This is a genomic window from Methylobacillus caricis (assembly GCF_020532705.1).
GTDB classification, from domain to species: Bacteria; Pseudomonadota; Gammaproteobacteria; order Burkholderiales; family Methylophilaceae; genus Methylobacillus; species Methylobacillus caricis.
The window spans coordinates 973,119-995,136 of sequence record NZ_JAJAVD010000001.1 but is presented as its reverse complement, the minus strand read 5'-3'; the positions used below and the strand labels follow the sequence as shown (position 1 = coordinate 995,136).

The 22,018-nt window shown below is 50.6% G+C and carries 23 protein-coding genes and 1 tRNA gene; 9 read left to right on the top strand and 15 right to left on the bottom strand.

The genetic code is table 11. From position 1 onward, the window contains the following. Nucleotides 1-377: 377 nt before the first annotated feature. Together LG200_RS04735 and LG200_RS04730 are read right to left on the bottom strand one after the other, a co-directional pair. Nucleotides 378-581, bottom strand: a complete 204-nt coding sequence (locus LG200_RS04735; RefSeq protein ID WP_226756436.1) for a cold-shock protein — start codon at nt 579-581, stop codon at nt 378-380. Between the two features lie 185 nt (nt 582-766). Further along, nucleotides 767-1,051: a hypothetical protein gene (locus LG200_RS04730; protein WP_226756435.1), complete on the bottom strand. Its 285-nt coding sequence runs from the start codon at nt 1,049-1,051 to the stop codon at nt 767-769. Nucleotides 1,052-1,311: 260 nt separating this feature from the next. Between LG200_RS04730 and glgX the strand changes: the two genes are divergently transcribed. The 9 genes from glgX (at nt 1,312) to sugE (ending at nt 10,889) form a co-directional block, all read left to right on the top strand. Further along, nucleotides 1,312-3,396, top strand: coding sequence for a glycogen debranching protein GlgX (glgX, locus tag LG200_RS04725; protein WP_226756434.1), 2,085 nt, complete (start codon nt 1,312-1,314; stop codon nt 3,394-3,396). A 21-nt stretch (nt 3,397-3,417) separates the two neighbouring features. Continuing rightward, nucleotides 3,418-3,705 carry a hypothetical protein gene (locus LG200_RS04720; RefSeq protein ID WP_226756433.1) on the top strand — a complete coding sequence of 96 codons (288 nt, stop codon included), beginning with the start codon at nt 3,418-3,420 and terminating at the stop codon, nt 3,703-3,705. A gap of 225 nt (nt 3,706-3,930) precedes the next feature. Then, a tRNA-Leu gene (locus LG200_RS04715) sits at nt 3,931-4,015 on the top strand. A gap of 121 nt (nt 4,016-4,136) precedes the next feature. Beyond that, nucleotides 4,137-4,385 (top strand): hypothetical protein, encoded by a 249-nt coding sequence (locus LG200_RS04710; protein WP_226756432.1) that lies wholly within the window; start codon nt 4,137-4,139, stop codon nt 4,383-4,385. Nucleotides 4,386-4,620: 235 nt separating this feature from the next. Next, nucleotides 4,621-6,072, top strand: coding sequence for a TolC family protein (locus LG200_RS04705; RefSeq protein ID WP_226756431.1), 1,452 nt, complete (start codon nt 4,621-4,623; stop codon nt 6,070-6,072). Then, complete coding sequence (locus tag LG200_RS04700; RefSeq protein ID WP_226756430.1) at nt 6,069-7,127, top strand: efflux RND transporter periplasmic adaptor subunit; 1,059 nt, start codon at nt 6,069-6,071, stop codon at nt 7,125-7,127. The genes LG200_RS04705 and LG200_RS04700 overlap by 4 nt, the downstream gene beginning before the upstream one ends. An 18-nt stretch (nt 7,128-7,145) precedes the next feature. Then, a complete protein-coding gene (locus LG200_RS04695; RefSeq protein ID WP_226756429.1) occupies nt 7,146-10,265 on the top strand; it encodes an efflux RND transporter permease subunit in 3,120 nt (1,039 codons plus the stop codon). A 69-nt stretch (nt 10,266-10,334) separates the two neighbouring features. Further along, nucleotides 10,335-10,547, top strand: coding sequence for a hypothetical protein (locus LG200_RS04690; RefSeq protein WP_226756428.1), 213 nt, complete (start codon nt 10,335-10,337; stop codon nt 10,545-10,547). 30 nt (nt 10,548-10,577) lie between these two features. After that, nucleotides 10,578-10,889 carry a quaternary ammonium compound efflux SMR transporter SugE gene (gene sugE / locus LG200_RS04685; protein WP_226756427.1) on the top strand — a complete coding sequence of 104 codons (312 nt, stop codon included), beginning with the start codon at nt 10,578-10,580 and terminating at the stop codon, nt 10,887-10,889. Nucleotides 10,890-10,904: 15 nt separating this feature from the next. Here sugE and LG200_RS04680 read toward each other — a convergent pair whose 3' ends face one another. From LG200_RS04680 to LG200_RS04620, 13 genes are all read right to left on the bottom strand, one after another. Further along, nucleotides 10,905-12,554 (bottom strand): TadG family pilus assembly protein, encoded by a 1,650-nt coding sequence (locus LG200_RS04680; RefSeq protein WP_226756426.1) that lies wholly within the window; start codon nt 12,552-12,554, stop codon nt 10,905-10,907. A 5-nt stretch (nt 12,555-12,559) separates the two neighbouring features. Next, on the bottom strand, nt 12,560-12,841 hold the full coding sequence (locus tag LG200_RS04675; protein WP_226756425.1) for a DUF3613 domain-containing protein: 282 nt from the start codon (nt 12,839-12,841) through the stop codon (nt 12,560-12,562). Beyond that, on the bottom strand, nt 12,838-13,587 hold the full coding sequence (locus LG200_RS04670; protein ID WP_226756424.1) for a tetratricopeptide repeat protein: 750 nt from the start codon (nt 13,585-13,587) through the stop codon (nt 12,838-12,840). Before LG200_RS04670 ends, LG200_RS04675 begins: the two co-directional genes overlap by 4 nt. Before the next feature lie 3 nt (nt 13,588-13,590). Next, complete coding sequence (locus tag LG200_RS04665) at nt 13,591-14,493, bottom strand: type II secretion system F family protein (protein WP_226756423.1); 903 nt, start codon at nt 14,491-14,493, stop codon at nt 13,591-13,593. Nucleotides 14,494-14,495: 2 nt separating this feature from the next. Continuing rightward, complete coding sequence (locus tag LG200_RS04660) at nt 14,496-15,407, bottom strand: type II secretion system F family protein (protein ID WP_226756422.1); 912 nt, start codon at nt 15,405-15,407, stop codon at nt 14,496-14,498. A 9-nt stretch (nt 15,408-15,416) separates the two neighbouring features. Further along, nucleotides 15,417-16,670, bottom strand: a complete 1,254-nt coding sequence (locus LG200_RS04655; RefSeq protein ID WP_226756421.1) for a CpaF family protein — start codon at nt 16,668-16,670, stop codon at nt 15,417-15,419. 9 nt (nt 16,671-16,679) lie between these two features. Further along, nucleotides 16,680-17,912 carry an AAA family ATPase gene (locus LG200_RS04650; protein ID WP_226756420.1) on the bottom strand — a complete coding sequence of 411 codons (1,233 nt, stop codon included), beginning with the start codon at nt 17,910-17,912 and terminating at the stop codon, nt 16,680-16,682. Beyond that, on the bottom strand, nt 17,912-19,282 hold the full coding sequence (locus LG200_RS04645; RefSeq protein WP_226756419.1) for a type II and III secretion system protein family protein: 1,371 nt from the start codon (nt 19,280-19,282) through the stop codon (nt 17,912-17,914). Before LG200_RS04645 ends, LG200_RS04650 begins: the two co-directional genes overlap by 1 nt. Then, a complete protein-coding gene (gene cpaB, locus LG200_RS04640; protein ID WP_226756418.1) occupies nt 19,283-20,185 on the bottom strand; it encodes a Flp pilus assembly protein CpaB in 903 nt (300 codons plus the stop codon). Nucleotides 20,186-20,225: 40 nt separating this feature from the next. Then, nucleotides 20,226-20,705: a TadE/TadG family type IV pilus assembly protein gene (locus tag LG200_RS04635; RefSeq protein ID WP_226756417.1), complete on the bottom strand. Its 480-nt coding sequence runs from the start codon at nt 20,703-20,705 to the stop codon at nt 20,226-20,228. After that, complete coding sequence (locus tag LG200_RS04630) at nt 20,693-21,184, bottom strand: A24 family peptidase (protein WP_226756416.1); 492 nt, start codon at nt 21,182-21,184, stop codon at nt 20,693-20,695. The genes LG200_RS04635 and LG200_RS04630 overlap by 13 nt, the downstream gene beginning before the upstream one ends. Before the next feature lie 17 nt (nt 21,185-21,201). Next, nucleotides 21,202-21,393, bottom strand: coding sequence for a Flp family type IVb pilin (locus LG200_RS04625; RefSeq protein WP_226756415.1), 192 nt, complete (start codon nt 21,391-21,393; stop codon nt 21,202-21,204). Between the two features lie 237 nt (nt 21,394-21,630). Beyond that, on the bottom strand, nt 21,631-22,011 hold the full coding sequence (locus LG200_RS04620; protein WP_226756414.1) for a 4a-hydroxytetrahydrobiopterin dehydratase: 381 nt from the start codon (nt 22,009-22,011) through the stop codon (nt 21,631-21,633). Between the last annotated feature and the right edge of the window lie 7 nt (nt 22,012-22,018).

Sequence of the window (22,018 nt, the reverse complement as noted above, 5' to 3'; positions counted from 1 at the left end):
GAGAATATTGATGGGGATCCAGCGATTCCAGCTATAGAAAGCATGGAACATCCCAACATCAAGTTGTTTAAAATTAATAGGTTATGGGAATAAAACCAGCCTTCCCGCCATCATTCGATCCAATCCTTCACTTAAAGGTTCAGATTGTCACTTGAATATTAGAGGATGATTTTATCATAGCTGATGTAAAAAATAATCGGCAAAACAAGCCCCATGATGAACTACGTATGGCTTGAAAATGAAAATATGAAGGCGGCAGCCTTCGGTTTGAAGAGAAGGGAACGAAAACATCCCAAATTGAAAGATTCAACAGTGGGTTTTTAAAGATAGATTGAACCGGCGAACACAGACATTCCCCGGTAAATCTGAAAGTCGGCTTAAGCCTTTTGTATATTTGAAGCCTGCTTACCTTTTGCGGTAGTAGTGATTTCAAAGTTTACGCGGTCGTTTTCTTTCAAACTTTTATATCCATCTGCCTTGATCTCTGAAAAATGCGCAAACAAATCATCTCCCCCGTCATCTGGCGATATGAACCCAAACCCCTTTGAGTCATTAAACCATTTTACTGTGCCTAAAGCCATTTCCACTCTCCTGATCAAAATAATTTAGCGTAGCTGCATCGTGACAAATGCGATTACATGCTATATCAGCCAATCAAAGCTAGAATATAAGCGGGGTGCTGATTTCCTTGTCAGAATTTTCTGTCATGCATCACTGCCTGCGACCAACCCAAACCTGAGGCTGCGCCGCAAGCATGTGAATGGACTCACTTCTGTTTAACGTCTGTTCCCCCTTCAGAGGGATCTTGTTTAAAGCGTTCACTTTTTTGGGTGTTGGAAGGTGTGGTTCCCACATCCTTTCCCTGGTTTTTATCATGTTTGGAATCAGCACCCTTTTCCTGTGGATCCAGATAATCACCATGGGAAGTAGAATCGGGAACTTGCATCTTCTGCTTATGCGCAGGTGGTGGATCAGCAACTGGCGCTGCAAGAACGCAGGTTGAAATACTTGCAAGCAATGCACCAGTGAATACCAAGGCTAACTTGCCCATGACCTTCTCCTTTTCAAATATTGAAATGCGAACCTGCAGACTATGTGATTTTTTCATGGGTTGATGTAGGCAATTGTTTTAAAGCAATGTAAGCATTAGCTTGAAAACAATGTAGGAAATTACTTCGCCACCTGATTGACCTGCATATCAATGCCTCCCTGTCAGCGCCTTCTGACATCAACTATCTACTGCCACTGATAGAAGCTCTACCATTACCGAACTACATTGCTACTCACAGCCAACAGCAAAGCACTCACGATATGAATCACATATTGAAAGAAGGCAGGCCATACCCCAGGGGAGCATATTTTGACGGCAAGGGAACCAACTTTGCCCTGTTTTCCGACCATGCCTCCAGCGTCACCCTGTGCCTATTTAATCGGAATGGAACATCGGAAACAGATCGAATCCAGTTGCAAGAATGCACTAATGGCGTCTGGCATGGGTATCTGGATGATGTAAAGCCGGGACAACTTTATGGCTACCGCATTGATGGGCCGTGGTCTCCTGAAGAGGGACAGCGGTTTAATGCCAATAAATTGCTGCTAGACCCATACGCCAGAAATCTGTCAGGGCCCATCAACTGGAACGACGCACTTTATGGCTACACCATCAGCGATTCGCCGGATGCCGATCTTCATATGGATGATCGCGACAGCGCAAGCTTCATGCCCAAAGCCATTGTGACGAGCCCAGAACCTCTGACAAGAGTTGCAAAGCCGGATATCCGCTGGCCCAAAACCATTATTTACGAAGCCCATGTAAAAGGCCTGACCATGCAGCATCCCCTGATTCCCAACGATATACGGGGAACGTTTGCCGCGCTAAGTGACTCGGCTCTGGTTAGCCATCTGCAGAAAATAGGCGTTACTGCAATAGAACTTATGCCAATTCATGCTTTTTCCCAGGACAGGCATTTATTAGAAAACAACCTATCCAACTACTGGGGTTACAACACCCTTTCCTATTTCGCTCCTGAGCCATCTTATCTATGCTCTGGGGAGTTGGAGGAAATTGCAAAAACTGTAGACACGCTGCATGCAGCGGGAATTGAGGTAATTCTCGATGTGGTCTATAACCACACATGCGAAGGCAACCATCTTGGCCCTACCATTTGCTGGAGAGGGATAGATAATCTCAGTTATTACAAGGAACTCCCGGGAAATCCGCGCTATTACGACAACCTGACAGGCTGTGGAAATGCACTCAATACATCTCATCCCAAAGTGTTGCAGATGATTATGGATAGCCTGCGCTTATGGGCCTCCATATATGGTATTGATGGCTTCCGCTTTGACCTTGCCTTAACGCTAGGCAGAAACGAGCATGGTTTCAACCGAGACCATGCACTCTTCCATGCAATGCTACAAGATCCCATACTCACCCGGTGTAAATTGATCGCTGAACCGTGGGATGTGGGCCCGGGAGGATTCCAGCTCGGATCATTTCCGCCTGGCTTTTCGGAATGGAATGGAGACTATCGTGATGTCACGCGTGAGTTTTGGGCTGGCAAAGATGGCATGTTATCAAGGTTTGCCAGCCGATTTGCCGCATCAAGTGACCTATTCAACGAACAACATCGCCGCCCGTGGTCAAGCGTCAACTTCATCACCGCGCATGACGGTTTCACTTTGCATGATCTCGTTTCATTTAATGAAAAACATAACGAAGCTAACGGTGAAAATGGGCAGGACGGTGCCAATGACAACCGAAGCTGGAATTGCGGACATGAGGGCGAAACCGATAATGAGGAAATTATTGCTTTAAGAAGCCAGCAAAAACGGAATTTCCTTGCCACATTATTTTTATCCCAAGGTATTCCTATGCTCCTAGCAGGTGATGAGCTGAACAATACCCAACAAGGCAATAACAACACCTATTGCCAGGATAATCCTCTTGGCTGGGTCAATTGGGATAATACTGATGATTCATTGATTGATTTTGTCGGCATGCTGGCAGATCTGCGCAAAAAGCATAGCGCCATATCACGTGCAGAATTTCTCACAGGAAAACTGAACGAGCACGGAAACTCGGATGTTGCCTGGTTCAATGTGAATGGTGAAAAAATGACCAATGAGCAATGGAACGATCCCCACAACAAAGCCATGGCAGTGAAATTTGTTCCTCCAAACAAGAATGAGTCCGCGGTATTGGTATTTCTCAACGCTTCGCACGTAACAGTGGATGCAAAAATGCCTTACTGCGACACACATGCCTGGAAGCTATTAGTCAATACTCCATTAATTCCCCTACCTAATGTAGAACAGGACCGCATCAAGCTTGAGCCTAGATCCATCTATGTTTATGAGGGAAGCCTCATCAAAACAAAAGACAAAGTGCTGTAATAGGCATAGCACGGAGAAAACATGCAAAAAATTATAGAAATCCTGCAAAGGATTGATAATGGTGAAACAACTTTTCAGCCAAAGAATATTAAAGTAGACATGGTGAAATTCCAGGTAGAGGTTATCTGCTTGCAACAAGCACACAAACAGGGTCTCATCAGCCAGCCATGGTTCATGACAAGCACATCAAGCAACTATCCATCACAAATTGAAAAAGTTTCCATGCTCAGGCTGACAGACCTAGGGAAAAAATTGCTTGCCTCACAAATTTCTCCTGAACAACCCTCTCCTCAACCGCCTCTGGACTAACAAGATTTTATCCACTCAAGAGGAAATATGATCCAGGGGAGCGACTTGATGGCTGGACATTTTAAGGGAACCCCCATCCTTTTGGATACATGCCCTATACCTGCTCATTGGCCATTTACCAAAAGTTTCGCAAATAGGCTTTTCGCCGGTACAAGGAGTGAGCTATAATGCGCACCTTTCCTGAACAGCAACTGTTTGGGCAGCTCTCGCCAGAGAGCGGTCAAAGCGAAAGTGGCGGAATTGGTAGACGCACTGGATTTAGGTTCCAGCGCCGCAAGGCGTGAGAGTTCGAGTCTCTCCTTTCGCACCAACTACTAGATTAAGTACTTGGTGCCTTTATCAGCAATCATAAATCGCTATGGGCATTTGACATGGTCATGGAACATAGCCAATATGCATTACGTATCCCAAGCCTAATTAAGAAAGTCATTATGCAAAGCACCATCAATCAGGACGAAATCAATATGTTGCGCTCCGAAGTGGAAATTCTGATGCGGGAACGTTATGCGCTGTTGAAAGTCACTGGCGCGGCCGCAGGCCTGATTGCAGAACTTGACAGTCATGACTTGCCAGCAGGCACTGAGCAGGCAGCAGAGTTGCTGGCCGGCAGCATTAATGCATTAACAGAAGAAACTTTGCAAGATGCCTTGATCTCGGTGCAAGCCGTGATCGCCAACTAAGCATCATTCAACACATACAGATTTCCAGCAATCTGTAAGTCTGGTAAAGATTAAGCAACCTACCCCTGGATACGGCATAGACACATTAAATGCTTTTTCGCCAGCACTCCCCCACCTGATAGCAACCTGCCATATTGCAATAATCCTTGAACCAACCATCTGATCATTGAAGGATGATTGCTGACAAGCATGGCTTGGCGGTACTATCGCGCATGGAGTGAATTATGGCGGCGGAATGAAAACAAAAAAATCAACGCCCAGACTGTGGACAAGTCTCGCTTTATTAAGCGCCTTGGCTACAGGGTGCGGCTATCAAAATTACCATCCACAGCCATTGGCGGCTCAAGAAGGGCTTGTCAATTTCAGGACGCATGACCCGGAAAGCGAGGGCTTTCTTGAATATATGCATGCTCAGGGTTATGAGCATTCTGTAGAAAGCTGGGGGTTGCGTGAGTTAACTTTGAGCGCCCTTTACTTTCATCCCGACCTGGATATTGCCAGGGCTCAACTGGGCCAGGCCATGGCCGACATCACAACGGCAGGACAACGCCCCAACCCCAGTGCTGCAGGTAGCCTGGGCCGCAGTGAAGATCCAGAAGGCCGCAATGTTTATAGCTTCAGCGTGAGCATCCCGATTGAAACTGCAGGAAAGCGGCAAGCAAGGCTGGATCAAGCAGTCAACCTGTCAGAGGCCGCCCGAGCCAGCATAGGCCAATCAATCTGGACTATACGTTCCCGTTTATTATTAAGCTGGATTGACTATAACGCAGCATTACAGAACCTCTCTACGCTTGAGGAGGAAGTATTGCTGCGTGATGCCATTGTATCCATGCTCAAGCAGCGTCTAGATGCTGGCATGATCTCCAACGTAGAACTCAGCAATGCAAGATTGCAATGGCAAAAATCCCGGCAGACCCTGGCCACTGAACAAGGGCGTATTCAGGAACTGAAATCCGCTCTTGCCAGCAATGCTGGCTTGCCGCTGGTCAAATTTGAGCAACTACCCCTGAATGTTTCACATCGCCAAGAGGTACTGGAAGCCTCTCATCCGATCAATATTGCCAACATACGTAGCACCGCCACCCAAGATGCAGCCCTGCTCAATCGGCTCGACATCCTTGCCTCATTGGCACGTTATGCTGCAAGTGAGGCACGTTTACGGCTGGAAATAGCCAAGCAATACCCCGATATCAATCTGATCCCCTCTTATAGTTATGAAGAGGGATTTCATATCTGGTCACTGGGCATTTCTTCCATTCTGAACCTCATGCACAAAAACCAGGGACAGATTGCTCAAGCAAAAGCACTACGAGAAACCGAAGCTGCCCAGTTCGAAGCGTTACAGGCCAGAATAATCGCCAATATGGATACTGCCAGGACGCGCTATGAAACCTCCGTTCATGTATTGGAGCAAGCGCAGCGGCTTTACCAGGCACAAATTAATCAATCAGAACAGGCCAGCAGGCGCTTTGATAATGGCTTTGCCGATCGGCTAGAGTTTTCGGTCAGCCAACTGGAGAGGGTGCTGGCCCTGCAAAATCTGCTTTCATCAGAATACCAGGTACAAAGAGCAGCTGCCGCGCTGGAGGACAGTATGCAGTTACCACTGGAAAATCTGGACAGCATGCCTGCCGATTTAGAGCGGGCAGCCAGAAAATATGCATCAGGGGAAGAAAAACTGCAATGAACAAGAAAACCACGGCTGTCATTATTATTCAGGCTTGCATCATCGTCGTGTTGCTCTGGTTATTGGTACTGTTCAGCAAGGACGAATTTGAGGAGTTGAACCGCGAAGAGGAAATCGAAAGCCCAATGCGCGTGCATACGGGAAATGGTGTCACCACCGTTACCTTGACTGCGGAAACACAGCAACAAAGTGATATACAAACCACGGTACTTAGCCAGACCAAGCACACGCAAACATTCAAAGCCCTTGGCACCGTCATTAGCATAGACAGCCTCATTGAGTTGCGCACACGTTACATGGCAGCACTGGGTGATGTGGCTATAGCGCAGGCAGCATTCGTCAACAGCCAAAGCGATTATCAACGCTTGGCGCAATTGAATAAGGATGACCGCAATATTTCTGACCGCATGGTGATTGCGGCTGAAGCTGTCTATAAAGCCGATCAAGCCAAGCTGGCAGCTGCAGAAACCAATGTCAGCAATCTCAAATACACCATGCGCCAACAATGGGGTGAGGTACTGAGTCAACAAGCGACTGAACGCACGCCCTCCGAACAGATGAAGCAACTGCTTGACTACAAGCATGTACTGTTGCGCGTCACCATGCCCTTTGAGCGCCCGGAACCTAGACCCGGCGAACAATTGCATGTTTCCCCGATCGGCAGTGGATTGACACCTATCACGGCTTACTTCGTGGCGATTTCCCCTCAGGCAGACCCCACGCTACAAGGAAAAACCTATTTTTACAGCGCCAACTCCACTAACCTGAGAGCTGGTATGCGTTTAAGCACGCAAAGCCTGGAAACATCCAGTACGGCAAGTGGTGTAGTCGTGCCGCAAAACGCGATTGTCTGGTATGGCGGCAAGGGATGGGTATACCGTAAAGCAGATGCTGAACACTTTATACGTGAGCCTGTCAGCACCGAAATTGAGAGTGGAAATGGCTGGTTCAACCAGAAGGGCCCTGCAGCGGGCAGCGCCATCGTCACAAATGGCGCACAACTTCTGCTGTCCGAGGAGTTCAAGTACCAGATCAAGAATGAAAACGATGATTAGGGTCCGGAGCACGAGATCATGATGTCAGCCCTGATTCGTTTTTCAGTACGCTTTAGCGGCGTAATTGTTGCGCTGGCGTGTATTGTCGTGATTTATGGGCTTTATAAGGTCAAGCACAGCCACCTGGACGTATTCCCGGAATTTGCCCCGACACAGCTAGTAATCCAAACCGAGTCCCCGGGTATGTCGGCAGAACTGGTGGAATCGCTGGTTACCCAGCCCATAGAAAACAGCATTGCCGGAACGATAGGCATAGACACCATCCGCTCCCAATCCATCCCCGGCCTGTCCGTGATTACTGTGGTGTTTGATGAGGCAAGTGATGTATACCGTAATCGGCAGGTGGTAGCCGAACGCCTCACCACGCTGGGTAGCCAACTCCCCACCGGCATTGTGCCCAATATCACTCCACTGACATCTTCTGCGAGCACGGTACTGGGCATTGGACTGACCTCTGATGTTAGAACCTTGCAAGAGCTGCGTACCCTGGTTGACTGGTCAGTCAAGCCACATCTCATGGCAGTGCAAGGCGTAGCTGATGTCAATGTCTTTGGTGGCGAGGTCCGCCAGTTCCAGGTTCAGGTAGACCCAGTCATGCTGGTGAGATTTAATCTTTCCCTGCAACAGGTAGTGGATGCTGTCAGCCGCGATACCGGCATTCGTGGCAGTGGTTTTATCGAGAACAACAACCAGCGCATCATTATCAATACAGAGGGACAGTCACTGACCCCAGCCCAGCTCGAGCGCACCACCCTACTGCATTCACAGGGCCAGACCCTGCGCCTGTCAGATATAGGCCGAGTGGTAGAAGGTGCCGCCCCCTCCATCAGCGCTGCTGCCATTGATGGCAAGACGGGCATTTATCTGTCAGTACAATCCCAGCTAGGTGCCAATACTGACGGTGTCACCCAGGCAGTCGAGGCAGCACTCAAAGAGCTGGGGCCAATACTGGATGCCAAGGAAATCACGCTGCACTCCAAGCTTTTCCGCCCGTCCAACTTTATCGAAACCGCCATCAATGGCGTGCAGACCGATATTCTGATTGGTTCGGTACTGGTGATTGCCGTGTTATTCCTGTTCCTGTTCAATGCAAGAGCCGCATTAATTTCTGTCACGGCTATCCCGCTGTCGCTGCTTTCCGCCATCCTGGTCATGCAATATTTTGGCATCGGCCTCAATATCATGGTGCTGGGTGGGCTTGCGATTGCACTAGGGGAAGTAGTGGATGACGCCATTATTGACTCGGAAAACATCTTCAGACGTATCAGGGAAAATCGTGCATCGGCCTTGCCAAAACCGTTGCATCAAGTAGTGATCGATGCCTCACTGGAAGTACGCAGCTCCGTAGTGTATGCAACATTCATTGTTGCACTGGTGTTCCTGCCACTGCTCAGCATCAGCGGTGTCGCTGGCAAACTGTTTGCCCCGCTCGGCATTGCCTATATCAGCGCGATCATGGCCTCACTTGTAGTAGCGCTCACTGTGACTCCTGCACTCTGCCATCTGTTGCTGGGCTCATCCAACAGTCTCAAAACTGCTGACTCTCCCCTGATTCGTTTTGTCAGGCATCACTACATACGCTGTCTTCGCTCGATTGAATCTCATTTCAGGATCATCCTGGGCATCACCATGCTAATGATCGCTCTGGGGTTGACTACCATTCCGCTATTCAAGACACAATTCATCCCCAGCCTGTACGAAGGTCATTACATCATGCACATGACCGCAGTGCCAGGAACATCGGAGCAGGAGTCATTGCGTATCGGCAAGAAAGTGTCTGAAGTCATACGCAGCATAGATGGTGTGCGTTCTGTTGCGCAGTGGGTAGGCCGGGCACCCAATGGAGCTGACACATTTGGCACCCATTACAGCGAGTTTGAAATTGAGACCGGCACGCTCTCAGGTGCCGAGCAGCGACGCATCCTGGAAGACATCAGGGAAAAGCTGTCTGGCATGGATGATGACGGCCCAGGATATCCTGGATTCGTAGGGGTCAATTTTGCCATCAACACCTTTCTCACAGAACGAATAGAAGAAACAATTTCTGGTTATGCTGCATCCATGGTCGTCAACATTTATGGACGTGACATTGACGCATTGAACAAGGACGCACAGGCCATAGCCGCCGTCCTGGCAGGTACTCCTGGGGCCACGGATGTTACCGTACAATCCCCCCCTGGCTCGCCACAATTAGTGATCAGGCTACTGCCGGAAAAAATGCTGCAATTTGGCCTGCACCCCACCGATATACTGGATACCATACGCATCGCCTATGAAAGCACCCCTGTCACTCAGGTATATCATGGCAACCGGGTAATAGGCGTCAGCGTTGTACTCACCCCTGAAGCCCGCAACAACATTACCCAGACTGGCAAGCTACCAATCAAGAATGCTGAAGGCAAGATGTTGCAACTCAAGGATGTTGCCGATATTCGCCAGGAAAATGGCCAGTCCAAGATACTGCATCTGGGCACAAAACGGATACAAACCGTGACTGCCAATGCCAGGGACCGTGATATCCAGGGGTTTTATGCAGAAGCAAGGCAACGTATTGAATCGGAAGTCACCTTGTCCTCGGGCAATTACCTGGCATTCAGTGGTGAAGCCGAAGCTGAAAAAAGCACTCGCCAAGACCTGATTGTGCATTCACTGATTGCCCTTGCCGGCATCTTCATCATGCTTTATATCGCATTGGGAAGACTGCGTAACCTCTTATTGACCTTTTTCAACCTCCCGTTTGCATTAGTAGGCGGCGTGATTGCCGTCGTATTGAGCGGTGGCTGGATATCCATAGGTTCCATGGTCGGCTTTGTCACCCTCTTCGGCATTACATTACGTAATTCGATCATGCTGGTTTCCCACTACCAGCACCTGATAGATCATGAAGGCATGAGCTGGAATCTGGAAACTGCCATTCGCGGCGCCAGCGAACGCCTGCCATCCATCCTCATGACAGCACTCGTCACAGGCCTCGGCCTGTTGCCACTGGCACTGGGAAGTGGCGAACCCGGCCGGGAAATCGAAGGGCCAATGGCAATGATTATTGTCGGTGGATTAATCACCTCCACTATTCTCAACCTATTGATCATGCCTGCCGTCATGTTGCATATGGGTCACTTTGAAAAAAGCAGGCATTGATATCCAATTGCTCGCCTGATACACAGAACACGCTGGCATTGAGGACTGGATTACCCTTACAATTCCGGCATGAAACGTACCCTATTCCTGTGCTTGATCACCAGCTTGCTGACCGCCATGAGTGCATTCTCCGCGCCAGCAAAATGGTATCTCTGGCAGAGCAAGCTTGATGGCAGGCTGGTGTGCTTGCAGGCATCACCAGGTCCGGGCTGGACCAAGATCAACGGCCCATTCAACAACAGCGACTGCACACGCCAGGTGCCCCCTGCCAATGGTTCCTAGCAAGACTTGCTGGATATATTAAGGAAACACATGTCCTGGTTTACATTATTGATTGCTGGCCTGCTTGAGGTTGTGTGGGCTATAGGTTTGAAGTACACCGAAGGTTTCACCAAGATATGGCCTAGCGTGGGCACGATTACCGCCATGGTGCTGAGTGTGGTATTGCTGAGCATTGCCATGCGCTCCCTGCCTATAGGAACCGCCTACGCAGTCTGGGTTGGCATAGGTGCGGTCGGCACCGTCATCCTGGGCATATTTTTATTCAACGAACCCATGGGCACCCTCAGATTGCTCAGCCTGATTCTTATCATCACTGGCATCATTGGCCTCAAACTTGCCTAGCATTAAGGAAAAATGTCAACGCAGCAATGACTGCGAATTGCCAGCATGCACTTCATCAAGTATCACGGTAATGCCTGCAGTATTAATCCCGAGCAGCTTGAGCAAAGGATCAAGTACAGTGGTAGTGACAGTGGTCAACAAAGGCAAGACTATCCCCTTGACCACTGTGCCGAGGATACCCCCTAAATCCAGACCTAATAGCTTGGTGCTCACATTACCTTCAGTGGCAAATCCGGAGAGACTTGGCCCCACTCCGCTATAACTGTTCATCAAGCTGGGCAGGTGAGATGACACGGGGTGGTCAACATTGAACATCATATTACTAGGCGCAGGCTGTGTAATAGGCGCGTTGAGGCCAATGTCTGCCAGAGGAATCAGGCCAAGAAGCAACGTTATCCTGGCTGGGCCGTTTCCTGCACTGTTGGTTAGCCTCAATGCAGCCAATCCTGGATAAGCATCGACACCAACCTGGGTTTTGCCATTCGTCAATGTCCTGATTTCCCTTAACTCCGCTCGCCCTGGCGCCACTTCAAACCTCAGCACTAAATCTACTTTGGCCAGGCCAAGCACATTGGCTTGAACACTGGACTCTGTCCGCACCTGTGCTGTCCTGGCCATAGTACATGCCGTTCCAGCTGCCACGGAGGGGGGGCCAATCACCATTTTTGGTAACTCAGTCACTTGAATATTAGTCGAAATATTAGCTATGCCAAGTAAAGAGATGCCCAGCGGCAACTGGATAAAGTTATTGCCATTGGCCAGCATTACCGCGGTATTAATCAGCGAAAGTAGATTAACGCTGCTTGCAGCAACAGAGTTCGGGTCTGGATTGCTCACGTCGATGATATCCCCGATATTGATCTTGGTCTGGTTGACGGCTGCCGTGGCCAGAGTTGTCAAAGTAGCCAGTACCTGTGGATTGGCAGCACTCCCTTGCTGGGTAACAGCCAGCTTGACCAGGTTAATGAACTGATTAATCCCGAGCGATGTATTCAATAGCTCTGAGACAGAACCAATTGTTGGATCCGCTTTAACAAGATCCAATAATCCAATATTGCTACTGGCAAGCCCTTGGTAAGACACAAGGCTAAGATTAATATTGGAGCCCAATACACGCCCCAGCAACGAATTGAGCAAAGCCGAGTCAGCGGTATTAAGGTTCACCAGTGTGGTCCCCACATGAAGAGATGCCCAGGGATTACGTATTGCGCCCACAGCTTCTGCCCGTAATACTGTTTGCTGGTTGAAAATACCGCCTGCAAAAAGACTGGATGGCACTTGCTGGGTTGCTACCACGCGCACGGCACGCCTCTCGTTACTGGCAGTAAATGTCCTGACGCCATCGGTACCGGTATTGGCGCGTCCAAGCTCCACGGCATTGGGCGCTTGGGCAAGATTACCCTGGTAACCATTGGCCGCTGCAGCATACTGTGCCGCAGCTACCATCAGTTGCCGCATATAGGTTTCATTGCCGGACGTGCAGCCGCCAATCTGGTTACCCGCTGCAATTGCTGCCATGTCGGCAATATTCTGCAATTGCCGCTTGAGCATCCATAAGCGGCCACCATCCACTACTAGCGCGGAAAATAGAACCGCCAGCATGAGCGTGATCACCCCGAACAAACCAATCGCACCTTGCTGGTACTTTTTTGCTGCCAGATGCATTGTATTTATTGCCTGTTATTGAACTGTCCTGGATCAAAACGCTCAGGAATCGGGCGTGTAAAACTGTCCAGGTAGCGTTTGTGTATATTGTCCATGACCGGGCCCGACAGAGCTTGCTTGTCAAGGGAGGCCTGCCCACCTTCGCGCTGCAATGCAAGCCAGGCCTCGGTTTGCGTCAACTCTGCCCCTTGCTGTTGGGGAGCTGACTGCTCCGCAGCCATTGATGGTGAAGCAGCCATCATTGCCAGGCAATAAACGCTGACGATATAGAAAGGTTTTTTACTCATTGGACGATCTCCAGCCTGGGACTCAAAATACCGGTACAAATCTGGGTGTTGCCATAGCATCCACCCAGTGAGAATTGCTGTCGCTGGCTATCCTTGAATTCTGGCATGCCACTTTCATCACGAATTTTCTGCACGCTGGCATCGCTGACATTGAAGTCCTGCGCCAGTTGGGCAGCCTTCTCGATTTGCCCCATTTTGTACATAAGCATGATCAGGTTATGAATAGCCAGGCGGTTATTGCCATCCAGCTCAATGGCTGTCAGCAGCTCACTCAGGGCAGACTGGGTGTCGCCATGCCTCATGAGCGCATAGCCATAATCTCCGCGAACACGACTATCCACTGGCAACAACTGGCTGGCAGCCTGCAGGTAATTGGTAGCCGACTCATGCTGATCAAGCATCTCGGACAGCAAGCCCAATCCCTGATATGCCAATCCGCTCATGCAACTGGCAGTTAACTGATGATAAAGCTCACTGGCAGGCTGGAATTGACCTGTCTGCCTCAAGGCATGAGCCCGATAAAGCCTGGCTGGCGGCGACTTAAGTTTAGAAGCATCAAGAAAAGCCAGCGCCGCATATGCCTTCCCCTCACCTAATACGCGGCCTATCATTTCAAGTTGTGTCTTGTCTTCCTGGCTGGCGGGAGTGCAGATTTGCTGGTCACCCTTTGCCTGTTTAGGCTCTGCCAGCGCGTTACATGCTGGCAATAGCAGGCTGATACACAATAACCATCCGGCTTTATCCATCGTCTATCCCTGTGCACTCAATGCCTTGCCCAGGCCTATGAACCCGGGGCCGGCGATAAAAATCATCAATGCCGGAAACATGAACAGCATCATCACTATCGTCATTTTTGCCGATAGCTTGCTGACATATTCACGCAACTCTGAGAATTGCCGCTCTTCCAGCAGCGCGGCATATCGCATGATGGACTCACGCACGTTTCCGCCCTGTTGCGCCACCTGCCGCAACATGGCAACTGCTTCGGTCAACTCAGCAATATCCAGCATCTGCGTCATGCTCAACAAGGCCTCTCCACGGTCCTGGCCGGTGCTGATTCTCGCCAGCACACGGTGCAGCTCCTGTGCCAGCTCAGGCATGATGTCTTCAGCCTGCTCTACCATGATGCGCAGGGAATGCTCCATTGACAGGCCGGAATCAAATAGCATGACCAACAGGTGCAGAAAGGTCGTTATTTCCTTACGAATCAGTTTGCGCCTGCGTGCAGCCAGCCAGCGCAACACATGGCGGATACCGACATAAAACAAGGCAAAGCCGAACAAGCCCATTGACAGGCACCGGAACATATCCTGGCCTTGTATGAGGGCCACCAGCACTACCAAACCCGCTGTTGTGATGGGCCCCATTCTGACCATGGAATTGAATATCACTCTGGATTTGCCTTTGAATCCAGCCTGCACCAGGAGTTTGAGGATTTCCTGATCCTTATTTGAAGGCATGACGGACAAGCGCTCAATCAGGCGTTCAATCCCACGTTTGGGAGAAGGCAGGTGAAGCCGCTTTTTGCGCCCGAATATTTCCTCGAATCGCGCCTGTGCGTCATGCTTGCCCAGTTGTGCAAGCTCGGCAAACATCAGCAGCAATCCTCCTGCAAGCAAACCAATTACGCTGACGAGTATCCAGAGATTCATGGTTATATGCTTTTCATCATGCGCCAGAAAATAATGACGCCCAGCGCCTGCATTAGCAGTGCCACCTTGAACACCAGCGCGCCGGTTGCATCACTCAGCATCATGTCGATATAGCCAGGATTGCTGACATACATATAAACCACTATCAGCAACGGAACCAACGACAATACCCAGGCCGTGATCTTGGTCTCGCCGGTCATGGCAGCCAACTCGCGCTCTGCCTGCTCGCGCTGGCGTATCATATGCACCACGTTTTTCAACAAGGCCTGTGGCGAACTTCCATAATTACTGCTGATACGGACTGCCAGTGCAATCAGTCCAAGCTCCTTGATGCCATGCAATTCAGCTGATTTCTGTATCGCCTCGGCAAAGCTCACGCCAAGATCTGTCGCACGAATCACCCGGTCCAGCAAACCACGCAGCGGCATCTCCATGTCTTCGGCAACACTACGCACTGCGCCTTCTATACTTTTGCCGGCAGACAATGCACGGGAAACCTGGTCAATAAATAAGGGAAGCTGCGATACGATGGCACGCCGGCGCCGACGCAAACGGATGTAAGGCACCACCACCAGCAGGATCAGGCCGATAAGCAAGGTCAGTGGAACTGCTTGCCAAATCTCAAGATACAGGCTGGCCAGCATAAAGGTCAGCAGCATCACACCGGCAAAAGCGGCCATATGCCACGGCACAAGCTCAAAACCGAGCATGACGGAAAAATTCAGTTGCAGCCTCGTCATCCAGGTCTCACGTTGAGCGGACAGTAACTTATCCATCCCGCCCAGATATGGCAGTGCCCGTTCAAAGTTCAGTTGCACCTTGTCACGAACCAGTTTCTGCCTGCTGGCAGACCACAAGAGCAATGCTGGCACCAAGAGCATGATGCAGAATGAAAGAATGAGCCATCTATTCATTTTTGCCTCCTAGCTGCATGCCAGTGCATCACGTAGCTTGGGATTGCTTGGGGTGACAGGCAAGCTGGAGAACTTGTCCATCTCGGGGTTGTAATTGAAGAGCTCATTGGTCACAAACCGATCATCCCGTATACCGACCACCTCCACAACGGAAGTGACCCGGCGCTTGCCGTCAGGCATACGCGTGACCTGGATGATCAATTCTATGGCTGCGGCGATCATCTTGCGCATGGTTGCTTCCGCGCCTTGGAAACCAGCAAGGCCCGCCAGAGTTTCAAGACGAAGCAAGGCATCGGTCGGGTTATTGGCATGAACAGTGCTCATACAGCCTTCATGACCGGTATTCATCGCCTGCAGCATGTCCATCACCTCCCTGCTGCGAACCTCGCCAAGGATAATGCGGTCAGGGCGCATACGCAGGGCATTACGCACCAGGTCGTGGGCAGAGACTTCCCCCATGCCATCCAGATTTTGCGGCCGTGTCTCCAGGCGCACCACGTGGTTATGCGCCAGCCTCAATTCGGCTGCGTCCTCAATGGTGACAATACGCTCGCCAGCAGGTATGGAACGGCTCATGAAATTCAGCATGGTAGTCTTGCCTGCGCCCGTGCCACCGCTAATAATGGTATTGACGCGCCGCTCGGTAGCATTTGTCAGAAAACTCAGCATCTGCGAGTTCAGCGTACCGTATGCCAGCAGGTCGCTCCCCAAAATCGGTGTCTTGCGGAATTTCCGTATCGACATGCAAGGACCATTGAGCGCCAGCGGCGGAATGATGACATTAAGCCGGCTTCCATCCGGCAGCCGGGCATCCACCGTGGGGCTGGACTCATCCACCCGGCGCCCCAGCGGAGATAAAATACGGCGTATCACACGCAGGACATGCTCGTTATCAATAAAACGCAGCTGGGTCTTCTCCAACTTGCCCTTGCGCTCGATAAAAATATCCCTGGCGCCATTCACCAGAATGTCATTGATACTATCGTCCTTGATCAAGCCCTCCAGCGGGCCAAAACCCGCCAGCTCGTCAACCATCTCTTCAGTAAGCAGCTTGAGGTCATGGGCACTGACCACCAGCTGTTTTTCGGCCACATAGCGATAAACCTTGCTGTTGATATAGGTAAACATCTGCTGTTTGGACATGCCCAGCAAGTCGGTCCGGTCCTGCTCAATCTCGGCAATCAGATATCCATGGAGCAATAGCTTGGTGTCCTGCGACTGGTCTGCAGCCTTGAGATCGTAGCGATATTCGGAAATTCTCATGGTTGCCTGCTAAGACCTGACAAAGCTCAACTCAGCAATCAGGCGCTGGACCCTGGCAACCAGGCTTGGCTTGGGGGATTGTTCCCGGCTTTCCATCAGCCTCATCGCCAGTTCACGTACTTTGGTGGCGTACAGGCTCTTTGGATTTTGCTCAAAGATGCTGTCTCCGGTATTCACTGATGCAAGCCGTACCATGCCGGCAGGTGGCAACAAGCAAAGCACCGGCAAGCCAAAAGAGGCTGCGATATTGTCAGCATCCGGCATCATCCGGCCCAGGTAATGATCCAGTACCAGCCCAGCATTCTGCATTTCCAGCTTTTGCGCACGCAGGGCCTTCAACAACTCATAATTACGTTTGCAACTTGGCACGCTCTGCTCAGCAACCACGATCAGCCGGTCTACAGACGACAATATAAGTTGCAGGAAATCCACCCGCGTCACGCCGCCCAGATTAATCACAACCTGTGAGAAACTCTTGCGCAAGGTGCGTAGCACGGTATAGATATCGGCAGGCGATATCTGGAAATCATCTTCAGGGTCTTCAGGCATGGACAATACCGTCAAACCTGACTTGTGCTTGGCAAAGCCGGTATCAATCAGGGTGTCATCAATCCGGCCCAGGTTACGCATCACATCCACGAAACTGTACTTCGCCGTCATGCCCATGAATATTAGGCTATCGGCATGTGGCATCCCTAGATCCACCAATAATGTGGGTTCTTTTTCCTGCATGGCCTGTGCCAGGTGGATCGCCAACATGACAGAGTCCTGCCCGGGGCGGGCATTGATGATGGCAGTTATCTTGCCTGTTATTGGCTGCGGCACAGCCTGTTCACGCCTGAGCAGGCTGTAGCGCCCCAATATCGCCAACAACTCGCCATCCTTGCTGCCAATGGGTATAAAATCGCGCGCCCCGGCACGCATGATGGTTAGCAATAGCTGCTCATCCACCGTAGACGCCACTGCCAGCACTGGCAAATCCGGCCTGGTGGCACTGATTTCCTCGATAAATGCCACCTCCTGCTGAAATGCAGGCGATAACGCAACCTCCTGGCGAAAATCCTGCGAGCGCATGTGCAGTAAGACAGCATTAATATTCACAGCATCCAGCAGCTGGAACAGCTTGGAAGTATCACGCTCCTCAACAAAAATGAACTTGGTTGAGTAGTCGGAGACCGCCTTGAGCCAGCGTATGCAGTCATCGCCATTACTGATTACGATGTAATTTCGGCTATCTGGCATTATCGTGACATCCCCGTCGTGCTCGGTTTCGGATAGGCTGCGCGCGAACGGAAGAACTCGCCGAACGATGGCTTGTAGTCCTTTACTTCCTTGCCGGGCAATTCGGGCAAGGCAGCACTGCTGGCGATTGGCCGCACCAGGCGAGGTGTAACCACCATTAGCAACTCCTTGTCTTCGCGGTCAAAACGCTTGGAGCTGAAAAATGCGCCCAGAATAGGAATGCTGCCGAGCCATGGCACCCTATCAATATTGTTTACCGTATTACGGCTCACCATGCCGCTGATCACAAAACTCTCGCCATTGCCGAGGGATACGCTGGTTTCCGTACGACGCACCTTGAGGCCAGGCACTGAAACGCCACCGGTTTGCACTGCATTGGCAAAATCCAGCTCACTGACTTCAGGCGCCACTTTCAGGAAAATGCGTTCACCACTCAGTATGGTAGGAGTGAGCATCAGCCTGACGCCGTATTCTTTATAGCGTATGGTGATTGCGCTGTCTGAGCCGCCGCCCGTACGGATAGGGACAGGAAACTCTCCACCTGCCAGGAAAGTGGCCGTCTGGCCTGAAATCGCTGAAAGAGACGGCTCCGCCAGAGTATAGGCAAACCCATTGGTTTCCAGGATGCTGAGCGTGCCCAACAAGCCTGAACCATGGTTTCCCAGTACCAGATTGAATGCATTCAATACAGGCAGGAATCCTGAGCCGCTTGCAAAATTAAACCTGCCTCCATCACTTTCCACTCCTGACAAGGTACCCGGTGGAGACACCACGCCAAAACCTTCATGGGTGCTACCGTTACGACCCATTAGGAAACCGAAACGCATGGCATTCTGCCGGCTGACTTCCACCACCTTGATGTCAATCTGGACGTGGCTTTCAAACTCGCTGCTGGATACATCGAGTGCGCCCTTGCGGTCTTTCTGCAAGGACTCTACAGCCCGCGCATGTTCTTCCAGAGATTGCGCCTCGCCTATCAGAGCAAGCCCATTGCCCGCCGGTTCCACATGCAGGTCACCTGTCCGTACTGCATTCAGCCCCTGGGTTTCAAGTATGGATGACGGCATCACATTCACACGCAGAACACGCCCGGGCTGCGTAGTTTTTCCATCCCATAAGCTGATCTCGGTAGAACCTGCTGCCTTGGGAATGATCATCATGGTCCTAGGGCTAGTCATCGTTACAGCCAACACCTCCGGATTGGCGATTGCCACCCGCTGTAAGGCCACAGGATGCTCATAGAGATTTTGCTGCCCAATGCTCACATTGATATCTTCGGCCCATGCTCCCTGCCCTAGCATCACAGCACCTACCACTACCAGCCAGGAAAAAATCTTCCTGGTACGCTCCCGCAAGTTAAACGCTGCCATTTATTGTCCTTTGAAATTGACAGTTTCAGTCTTGTCACCGACGTGCATAACCACGCTGGTGATTGGTATTCTGGCCGCCCCAGCCAATTGACGAACAGGTTTGGCCAAGGCTGGCGTGACCGCCTTTTGTTTGGTACCTGCAATATCGGATAAACGCACAAAATCACTAGCGCTGGAAGATTGCTCCAGCACAGCGCCGCGCAAGGATAGGCGCAATGTCCCGCCACTGGCAGCCAGCATGAGACGTGCAACATCCTCTTCCTTTACGGCGAGTACAGCAGAGTGACCGCTCATCGCCTGTGCCTTGCCCTGGCTGCTGGAACCAGAAGCCAGGGCATTAGCTGCCGGGGGAGCATTTGAGGAGGCTGGATCACTCTGCTGCAAGGTCTCACCGTAACTGATGACCCGGACATCCCGGAGAATGGATTGGGCCGAGCTTTCCGTGGATAAGCCATTGCTCGTATTGAGATAGACAAGTACATCGACATGATCGCCTGGCTGGATAAATCCACCAACGCCGATGACCTCATCCACCTTGACAGCTACGCCGCGCTCGCCAGACTTGAGCAACTGGGCAGCTGCCCCCCTTTGAGGAAAATGACCATGCAGCAGCAAGCTGCCCTTGCTGACCCCAGCTTCTACCATGCGCCCGATCAACTCTGCTGTTGAGTGATAGGCCAGGTGATTTTGGGTTTCGCTTTCTTCGAGTGCCAAGTCTTCCAGCTTTAACACATGTCCGGCAGGGATATCCTGGCGTGCCACTACCTGTGAATAGCGCACGATTGATATGGTAGACGGTGCAACCGTCTCAGATTGCTGGCTCGTCCTGAGACCGTACCAGCCAATCAATAACGCCCCCATGAATAATAGAATCGCTGTAATCCTTAATGCATTTCCGCTCATTTTTATTATGCCCCACGATTAAAACCGGCTTAAATCAGCTCTATACAAGGTTCACTCTGGCATTCCCCTGTAAATTGAGCGGCATAGGCAACATTGGCCCATAACCTGGAATATTCAGTATGGGAATTACCGGATTGGCGCCGTAGTTGTGGTATATCACCCTGACACTCACACTATTTCCAGCAACATCCACCACCACTTTGCTGTTATTGGTGCCAAGCACATGCTCGCGAATATTCTCGGGCAACCAGTTCAATACGCCACTGACAGTATTTCTTACTCTGGAAGAAACGCCTTCGCTGGCATATTGGGCACTGCTGCCGTAGGCCATGGGATCAACTGCAATCGCCGAACGTGCCCCCTCGGAGGCAGCAAATACAAAGGATGACTGCAACAGAAAGACAATGGCGTAGGTCACCAAAGCGTAGAACAAGGTAAAGAACAGCATGAAAAGCATGGCAAACTCTATGGCCGCTGCCCCAGACTGCTTGCGCTTCAATGCCAGATTCAGATTTGCCATAACTCCATCCCCACCCATTCAGGAAAAAGCACCGTGACACACATAGCCAGGGCTATTGCAGCGCCAAACGGGATATAGCGGCGCTTGCGAGGTGCACATGCTACCCAGCCAAGCGACAACAGTTGTGGGGTGAAATACCACCACACCACCAGCAAGCTGAATACCCCAAGCGATGCAATCACAAAGCTTGTCACCACGACTTTCACACCAAACAAAACAGCAATTGCCGCCAGCAATTTCACATCCCCGCCGCCCAGGGTATGACTGGCATATCCGGGAATCGTCAATAAAAAAGCCACGGCCATCCCCCAAAAGGCAGAAGATACAGGCTGGCCGTAGTAAGTCTGCCCTGCAATCACCATGTAACCCAGACCAAGCAATAATGCACCTAGGCTAAGCACATTGGGAATTCTGCGTTGAGTTAAATCATAAAAGCTGAGGACTCCAGCCCACACACAGATAATCGTCGGCGCCTGCATTAGCATTGATCAAACGATCAAGGAGTTGCAGCTGTTGTTAGTGCGGTACTGATATTAGTAAAAATTGTAGTCACCGCTGTTCTGACACCACCGGAGAATCCTGCAATCACCACAGCAACCATGGCTGCAATTAAGGCGTACTCGATTCCGCTAGCCCCTTCTTCATCGAGGTACAGGTTTAGCAGGCATTGTTTTATCGTTGCGATCATCTCATTCTCCTTAATAGAACCATCGACAGAACTGGATTTTCATACGATGGAAATACAAATTCCACATCCCAAAATATGAATAAAATACTAAATATGAAAAATATGATATTCCTTCAATTTAGTTATCGTCAAGCAGGGAATATTCTTTAGGAAAAAATCGCTGAAAAAGAAATGAAAAGACAAAAAAATGGCTGAGAACAATCTCAGCCATTTTTTGATGATGACAACTTCAATGAATCAGTCGTCATATTTAAGGTATTTGAAGCGTGCATCATCATTGGGAGTGCCTTCCAATGAACCCTCTTCCTTGCCCGGCTGCCACTGAATCACTGATTCAATCTTGCGGGCAAGCTCCCAATCCTTGTCGGTAATGCCTTTGGCACTGTGAGTACACAGTTTAACGATAACAAAGGCATAGGAAACAGTAAGATCAGGATGATGCCAGGCAGCCTCGGCAAGATGCCCAACAGTATTGACTACCATCAAGGTCGCCTTCCAGCCACTGGTACGGTATTTGCGCCTGATCCAGCCATCTTCGTAATACCAGTGCGGCAGTTCGGCCTTGATAATGGCCTCAATCTCCGCACCGCTATATACCCGCTCATTGGTTTCGCTCATTGGGTTT